Origin of the sequence: Flectobacillus sp. (assembly GCF_049240685.1) — a bacterium.
Lineage (GTDB): Bacteria > Bacteroidota > Bacteroidia > Cytophagales > Spirosomataceae > Flectobacillus.
Genome location: NZ_JBMLSD010000048.1, coordinates 1 through 8,285 on the forward strand (window position 1 = coordinate 1; position 8,285 = coordinate 8,285).

Here is an 8,285-nt window from a genome sequence, read left to right on the forward strand (position 1 = left end):
TTGGCTTTTTCGCCAAGTTGCTTACGCTCATTGGGTATAAAGTGTGAAAAAGTACGTCGTAAAATAGGCAATAACTCTGTGAAATATTCCTGTGGAAGTTCCACTACCCATTTGTAAAGAAGATTCCAAAGGACATGGTCGTATATCAAAATAACACCGCTTCCTTTGAGAAATCCTTCGAGCCATCCTGCCGAAAAATTGGGTTCTTGTCCTTGCGACAAGGCCCAAGCAAATCGTTCTGCGGTTTCTTCGGTATCTATCTCATGGGCATCGAGCAACAAGCGACAGGTACATCCTTGAATGATACTATGAACGCCGTCTTTATTCAATAGCTTTTTGAGGGTTTCGAACCATAGCTTAGTTAGTTCGTCGTTTTCGATAAGCTTGGTAGCTTCATTAACTTGTTGAATATGTTCAAATACTTTTCTTGAATTGTCATCGTCAAGCCCATAGCAAGTATTGGGTAAGCCTATGCAAATTCGGGTGAGGAGGCTATCTACAATTTGGCGAATAGCACCTAAGTCTGTTTTGCGAACATTTCCGTATCTACTAACTTCTACCATCGGTTTGAGGGCGGTCATCAGGTCGAGAATGTCGGCTGAGATGGTGGCAACTTCATCAATTTTTTTTAATAAAAATTCAATAGCTACAAACAGCTCAGCAGGGATGGCTTTTTGAATATTGTCGGCAATTTTTCCGATATGTTGCGATTTTTGGCTAGTATCTATCAGGTATTTGGTACAAGCATCTTCGAGGGTATTACCCCAAACGGCTTTATCAATCAAGGAAAGGTACATTTCGGGTTTCCAAGCCAAAGTCCATGCTTCTTTAAAAGTTCCTTTGCTACGGGCATATACCTTTTGTCCCCAATTGATTTCCAAAATATCCAAACGATGAATCATCTTACTTCGATTGAGGTCTAACTCTTTTCGAAGGTCTAACTCATAATCTTTCTTTTCGGCACTAAGCGCCAAACGATTACTTTTTGCCAGTTTTTCAAAATCAAGCTGTAAGGGTACTTTGGGTAATTCGTCTGGAACTTCGCCCAAACGATTGGCTACAATAAGTTTATCTTTGACCAAACTCAGCAAAACGGTATCGCCCATGCACATCACCGTTTGGGTTGCCTCATTGAGCTCGAGTAGACCGATGCGAGAAAGTCCTCGTAAACTGCTTAGGGTTTCGGCCAAACGAAATGCCTCTATGACGTGAGCAGTAGATATATCAATTTGTTTTTTGCGGAAAAGCCTCGCCACGTGACTCAGCCATTCTATCGCAAAATCTGGTCGATTTCCGTTTTTCCATAAAAAGTCATACCAACCTGGCGAGGTAATTCCTGCACCGTATCCTGAGTGCATGGATAAACGCTGGTTTGTCCATGGAATCCAAGTAGTAGCTACTTTGATTTTAGTTTTGGGTAAAGACTTAAGGAGCTTTGTGTCGGCTTTGGCAGTAGTGTTTACATCAAGAAGGGCAGGGGCGTGCCAAGCACCACAGACCACCACAATGTTACTGTAAAGTTCGTTTTGAGCCTTTCGGATAATCTCACGCATATAGGCCTCGCGGGCAATATTTTCTTCATCCATAACCGATGGAATATTGGCTTGTCGAAGCTCCGACATCATGAGCATTACAGCATCAAAATGTTCTTTGGCATTGTTAGATATATAGTTATGCTCGAAATGATGTTCCCACCATAGCTCCGAATTGTCATAACCCGCTATTTCAGCAAAGTAGGCAATAGGGTCTTTGTGGATAGGCGGAGGCGCTACTGGTTCAGTCTCTTCGCTATCGGCTTCTTCTATTGTCTCATTTTCTTTTTCATTCTTTTTTTGTTGAAAACCTATTGCCAAAGGCAAATCCAACATCTTTACAGGGATTTGGCGTTGGTTGGCATAAAGGATGGCTTGCCATTCAGGTGAAAACTCCGCAAAAGGGTAGAAGGTCGCCTGTTGAGGGTCGTCTACGTTATAACCAAGTACAGCCACAGGAGGACGAAGCTGTTCGTTGCCTATCCAAGAAATCATCGAATCTAGTTCTGGAGCGCCTTCTACCAATACCATATCTGGCTGGATTTGCTCCAACATTTCGATTACATTTTGGGTCGAACCTACCCCATGATGTCGTATTCCCAAAATTGTTAAGGGCATATTTTACGTGCAGATTTAAGCGTTAAAGATTCTGTTTGTTATGAATAGGTATTGCTGATTTTACAATACAATCTCTTTACAAGCACGATACACATCTTTCCAGTCTTCTCGTGTTTTGATGACTGTTTCTAAGTATTCATTCCAAACGACTTTATCTTGAATCGGGTCTTTTACTACAGCTCCAACCAAACCGGCGGCTAAATCCTCGGCATTGAGGCGACCATCGCCAAAGTGAGCAGCCAAGGCTAAACCATTATTTACTACCGAAATGGCTTCGGCGGTACTCATCGTGCTCGATGGCGTTTTGATTTTGGTTTTGCCGTCGGCTGTTACGCCAGCGCGCAACTCACGGAAAATGGTTACAATTCTTTGAATTTCTTTTAAAGCAGGGGCTTCGGCAGGAAGTTCTAAGGCTTTTTGTAAACTAGATACACGATGTTGTACAATTTCTACTTCTTCCTTCATCGTTTCTGGAACAGGTAAAATCACTGTATTAAAACGACGTTTTAAGGCGCCAGACAGTTCGTTTACTCCTTTGTCACGGTTGTTGGCAGTGGCAATAACATTAAATCCTCTTACCGCTTGAACTTCCATGTTTAGCTCAGGAATTGGAAGTGTTTTTTCTGATAAAATAGTAATTAAAGTGTCCTGAACATCAGCCGTGATACGTGTTAATTCTTCAATTCTGGCGATTTTTCCTGTACGCATGGCCTGCATCATAGGCGTTGTTACCAAGGCATTTTCGCTTGGCCCTTCGGCTAATAACTTGGCATAATTCCAGCCGTAGCGAATGGCCTCTTCGCTGGTTCCTGCTGTACCTTGAACGAGCAAAGTAGAGTTTCCTGAAATAGCGGCTGCTAAATGCTCAGCTACCCATGACTTGGCCGTTCCGGGCAATCCATATAATAGCAGTGCTCGGTCGGTGGTGAGGGTAGCTACCGCAATTTCCATCAAACGGCGATTGCCGATGTATTTGGGCGATACCTCAAAGCCATTTGGTAGCTTACCACCTATTAAATATTGTACGACCGCCTGTGGCGAAAGATTCCAACTGGTCGGGCGAGTATTTTTATCTTGTTTACTAATTTCTTCTAGTTCATGAGCAAATTGCTCTTCTGCGTGTTGACGTAATACGTTCATGGTGTTGAAGGTTTATGTGAAGCTTGTTTACTGAGTTATTTGTTTGAAATAGCGACAAGCTAACGTTTTTGTAAAAATTCTGATTGAATTCTCTCTTTGTAATGTAGCGAAGATTTTAACGGAGCTATTACAGAGCGAGTCCACATGTTTTTATGTGCATCCGTCTGAATTTGTTCTGGGTAATTGTCAAGTTGTTTTAGTAGCTGAGTCGAAAGACTTCTCCCTAAGGCATTCAACAAATCATACTCGTACATGAGCGTGTAATGGGATTGTGGATGAACAACTACCGACGCCAAGAGGGATAAAATAAAGGTTGAAAATTTTGTAGAAAACGTTTGATGTGGATTTTGTAAGACAAAATCTTTGAGTAGGGCAAAGTGAATCGCATCCGTTTTCATTAAAAGCGCTTCTTGTTTTTCCAAACTCAGCAATGGCAATAAATCAAGCCAAGCATATTTTGAGAAGTCAGAACTTGATAAGAAAATATCAATTTGCTCAGGCTTTGCAAGTTTCATACTTTTAGCAAAAGTATTGAGTAAAATCGACGCAGGCGTATCTACCAACTTTTGAATAAGTTTTGGTATATCATTTTCAAAATATTCGATGATATAGGTTGGATGTAAGTACGCTAAGGTTTCAGAAAGCCAATACAATTCATCTGAAACACCTCTGTGAGGACTAATAGCCTCGATTCCTAACGTTTCTCTCAGTTTGGTCTCCTCCCAGAATTGAGCTATTTCTTTATTTTTTTTAACTGACTCCAAGTGTTTGGAAAGTATAGGCATGATGGATTCGGCTACTTGATTAGCCCATTCTCCACCATAAATGCCTAGCTTGAGGCGATGGATTATCTTAAGGGTATCAGTGGTTATTTCTTTAGGGTTTTTGATTTGGATTAATGCAGTGTATACTTTGTCCAAAAAATCAAGGTCTTGATTGGATAACTGATGAAAGAATTCATTCAGAAAATCTTTAAGGTCTTTTCCCGTTTCCGAACTCCATGAAGCTTCCAAAAGCGCCAAGGCTTCTTGAGGCTTTTCTTTTCTTAATTTACTAAAATATAATTTTCGTGCAGAGGGTTTGCCTTCGGCCCAAACATCGTCAACTAGTATCTTACCTTGTTGCCAATCGGGATTAAACTGGGTAAGCCAAAGTCCTTTTTTACCAATAATTGGGTATAATTTTGATTTGAATTTTGGAAAAAATTTACTGAGTATAGGAACAAGCAGGTTATCCCGAACAATCAGCTGATGTTGCGTACATTGGAGTAGTAAATATTCGACCAAGTAATAATTGAGTTTCTCTTCATTCAAAAAACCTTTCCAAATGGCATGGATATTCTTCGAACAATACTCGGAGGTTTCGGTTTCAGAAAAAGCCTGAGTAGGAAAAGTTACTTTCTCGTGAGTAGTGCCAGCTTTTTCATATAAAAGCGTCATACTAGAAGCTTTTAAAAAAATATCTTCAGGATTTTTTACCCCTGAAAGCACTCCGCTGATTGGGTTGGGTAAGGGCTCTAGCTGCAAGGGCATTTTGTTTGTACCCAATAAGGCCGTTTTTTTTAGGTGACTCCAATACATAATATGAATAGCAAAATATGGTTGGTCGAAGGTTGATTATTACAAACAAAGCTTAAAAGTGTAAGCCTAGTCTAATAATAGATAGTCATAATTGTGAACGATACCCAATGGTACAACTGAATCAAACTGATATAGCACCATCAGCGATACGGCATTGCCACCTGTAAGCGCCAATAATTGCCAGATTTGCTCTTGATTGACAGAGTTATCAATCATCGCAATAGCCTCATTGGCATCCTGTAGATAGTATTTTCCTTGATGAAATACGACACGTACTTGCTCAATCAACATAGGAATGATATCTATCCAAGGGTTTTGTGCTAAAATATCCACAGCTGTTGAGTGGACTTCGTCCCAAGAATTGCTTCCAGAAATAGGCTCAGGGAGATAGTCGATAGTCGAAATGTAGTCTTTGACGGTAGCTCTTAAGGGAGTATGACTAGGATAAAAAGCCAGATTGGCATGCGCAACAGTACCTGGCAAAATAGGCGTTTCTATGGCCATACCGCCAAACGAAAAATTTAAGACGAGAGCCTTTTTCTGGCTTTTAAGTCCCCAAAGCCAGTTTTTCTGCATCATTAATCCTTCTTCTATGGTAGTTTGGCGACCTATCACTAACCAGTAATCTTTGATGGTTTCAATATCTTCACGCTCAAATAATTCTTTGGTTTGGATATTCCAACCAATTCTTGCTTTTACTTCCTCCTGCATTAGTGGAGGGAGTTGTTCTAGGCGATTGAATGATTCGATGAGTAAGTAGATTTTGGAAAGGATTTCTAAGGATTTTCTTTGCCAGTCGTCATTTGTACTAAAATCCAACTTGTTAAAAGACTTTACCAATCCAGCTAGACCATTGGCTTGTGAGTCGACCAATCGGGCTGCCATGCGTTCAAAATAGGGTATGCCTTTTTGAGGAATCGTCAATAGCCCTGCTTGCACGAGGTCTTTGAGCCAAAGTTCTAATTCTGCCATTCCGTTTTGGACTTTCAAATAACGTTCTTCCTGACGTTTGGCTTTGGCTTGAGCTTGCTTTTCGGCTTGAGCCGCAATCGTTTCTGGAGATGCTTCCTCTGTCGGTTCTTCTGCTTTATTTGCTTTGGCACTTCGTTTATTCATCCACTCGCTTACCCACAATGGTTCTTCAAGGTTTGAGGGAATTTGACCTTCTTTTTGTGCTACCAAAAACAAAAGTCCCAAACCGTGTTTACAAGGGAATTTTCTGCTCGGACAAGAGCATTTGAAGGCAGTATTGTTTAGGTCAACTTGAGTTTGATAGGGATTTTTGCCACTTCCTTGAAGCTCTCCCCACAAGACCCTTTCATTGGATTGAAAATTGAGCCATTTGCGTTCTTGAGACAAGTCTCTACCTGCTTTTAAAGAAGAGGCATCAGGAGCAAGCTTGGCAACCTGCTCGTCAGTTAAATAGTTCATAGATAATTTAACACTAGGGTAAAAGTTTGGCTCTAAATTTAGCTTGTTTTTTTAGTTAAATACAAATGTTATAACATCTTTAATTTTGATAAAAATAAAAAAAATGGTTTTTATTACAGGCTAAACGGCTTTTTGCCTAAGAAAGTTGACTATATTCTATTGATAAATAGCTTTCATAGAGAATTCTGTCTCAGGATAGATTATCATTATTCAGCTAAAATATTGACTATATTTGTGAATAACTATTCTATCTGAACTATGAAAAAAATATTACTTCTAACCTTTTGGGGTATTTTATGTCATCATTTCCTATTTGCACAAACCCTCGACCAATCTAATTTACCTATCCTAAAAATTACGACAAAAAATGGTGCTACCATTCCCGATGAACCTAAGATTTTGGGGACTTTACAACTCATCAATAATGGCAACGGACGAGCAAATACACCCAACGATACACCTACAGGTTATGATGGGTATTTGGGTATAGAGTTGAGGGGTTCGACTTCCAAAGATCTTTTTCCTAAAAAACCTTATGGTTTTGAATTATGGGCAGATACCACTGGGAAAAGCCAGAAGATAGCTTTTTTAGGAATGCCCGAAGAGTCAGATTGGGTGCTCAATGCGAGTTATAATGACAAAACCTTTATGCGAGATGCCCTAACATACGATATTTCGAATCGTATGGGAAGATACGCTACCCGCACGCGCTATTGCGAAATCACACTCAACGGGCGGTACGATGGTTTGTATTTGGTGATGGAAAAAATTAAAAGAGATAAAAACCGTGTCAATATTTCGAGCCTAAAAACCACCGATAGCACTGGCGATGCCCTTACGGGTGGGTATATTCTTAAAATTGATAAAGTCAACGGTTCACCTGCTTGGTCTTGGAAAAATACGATTGGGACACCCATTGTACTTTTTCAGGTAGAATATCCCAAATATGCCGATTTGACCTCCAAACAGTTGACTTATATCAAAGGCTGGATGACAACTTTTGAAAAAGAACTTTACGCCAATACAGCACTCGATAAAGACGCCGCTTGGCGAAATATGATAGATATGGATTCTTTTGTAGACTATTTTATCTTGACCGAGCTTAGCAAAAATATTGATGGCTATCGTCTCAGCACCTATTTTTACAAGGATAAAGATAGTAAAGATGCCCGACTAAAAATGGGTCCAGCTTGGGATTACAACTTGGCTTATGGCAATGCTGATTATTATGAAGGATACAAAACTACAGGTTGGCAATACCAAATCAACACATTGGCGTCTTCCAATGGCGACATTTATTTGTCTCCTTTTTGGTGGTCGAAGCTGGTGCAAGATGAAGATTTTAGAACCAAAGCTTCTAACCGTTGGAGCGAACTTCGAAAATCTATTTTATCCACAGACCGTATCAATCAATGGATAGATTCAACGGCTAAGATTATAGCTCCTGCGGTAGCACGAAATTTCAAAAGATGGCCTGGAGTTTTGGGAACAAAAGTTTGGCCAAACTATTACGTGGGTACGACTTTTCAGGATGAATTAAATTTTATGAAAGATTGGATTCGTTCGAGATGCCTTTGGCTCGATGGGCAGTTTCAAAGTAAGTCGCTAGTTTTAGGGATTGAAGAGTTTTTTGAACCTAAAAGAAGTCTGACCATTTTTCCAAACCCCGCAGTTTCAAACAGTCAGGTTAGATATGAAGTTATGACAAGGGGGCAAGTAGAAATCAATCTTTATGATTTGTCAGGAACAAAAGTACACGAGGTAGTCAACCAAAATCAATCTGTGGGAGAATATCAAGTACCATTGAATCGACAATTTCCTCAAGGAGTTTATATCCTCGACTATCGCCTCGGTGGAATACCTGTGGATAGGATAAAAGTGGTGGTTCAGTAAATAGGGGATAGGCAAGGAGGCATTAGGCAAAGAGTTTTTTTTAGTAGTAGAGTGAACAGGCACACAGGCACAAAGGCACAGAGTGTTTTTT

Annotated in this window: 5 protein-coding genes; 1 reads left to right on the forward strand and 4 read right to left on the reverse strand. The window is 40.2% G+C overall.

Annotated features, from left to right (window positions below):
• From ACOVQ4_RS02300 to ACOVQ4_RS02315, 4 genes are all read right to left on the reverse strand, one after another.
• The coding region (locus ACOVQ4_RS02300) for a DUF5682 family protein (protein WP_421819048.1) at positions 1 to 2,150 on the reverse strand (2,150 nt) is incomplete at its 3' end.
• A gap of 60 nt (positions 2,151 to 2,210) precedes the next feature.
• Positions 2,211 to 3,290 carry an ATP-binding protein gene (locus ACOVQ4_RS02305; protein WP_421819049.1) on the reverse strand — a complete coding sequence of 360 codons (1,080 nt, stop codon included), beginning with the start codon at positions 3,288 to 3,290 and terminating at the stop codon, positions 2,211 to 2,213.
• Between the two features lie 59 nt (positions 3,291 to 3,349).
• The gene (locus tag ACOVQ4_RS02310; protein ID WP_421819050.1) at positions 3,350 to 4,822 is read right to left on the reverse strand and encodes a DUF5691 domain-containing protein; all 1,473 of its coding nucleotides are present in this window, start codon (positions 4,820 to 4,822) and stop codon (positions 3,350 to 3,352) included.
• Positions 4,823 to 4,936: 114 nt separating this feature from the next.
• Positions 4,937 to 6,301, reverse strand: a complete 1,365-nt coding sequence (locus ACOVQ4_RS02315) for an SWIM zinc finger family protein (RefSeq protein WP_421819051.1) — start codon at positions 6,299 to 6,301, stop codon at positions 4,937 to 4,939.
• A 258-nt stretch (positions 6,302 to 6,559) separates the two neighbouring features.
• Between ACOVQ4_RS02315 and ACOVQ4_RS02320 the strand changes: the two genes are divergently transcribed.
• Positions 6,560 to 8,194 carry a CotH kinase family protein gene (locus tag ACOVQ4_RS02320; RefSeq protein WP_421819052.1) on the forward strand — a complete coding sequence of 545 codons (1,635 nt, stop codon included), beginning with the start codon at positions 6,560 to 6,562 and terminating at the stop codon, positions 8,192 to 8,194.
• The last annotated feature ends 91 nt before the right edge of the window (positions 8,195 to 8,285 follow it).

Bases quoted from the DNA above. Each gene is read 5' to 3' on its own strand.
- ACOVQ4_RS02305 (WP_421819049.1), bottom strand. From the start codon at position 3,290: ATGAACGTATTACGTCAACACGCAGAAGAGCAATTTGCTCATGAACTA.
- ACOVQ4_RS02310 (WP_421819050.1), bottom strand. From the start codon at position 4,822: ATGCCCTTGCAGCTAGAGCCCTTACCCAACCCAATCAGCGGAGTGCTT.
- ACOVQ4_RS02315 (WP_421819051.1), bottom strand. From the start codon at position 6,301: ATGAACTATTTAACTGACGAGCAGGTTGCCAAGCTTGCTCCTGATGCC.
- ACOVQ4_RS02320 (WP_421819052.1), top strand. From the start codon at position 6,560: ATGAAAAAAATATTACTTCTAACCTTTTGGGGTATTTTATGTCATCAT.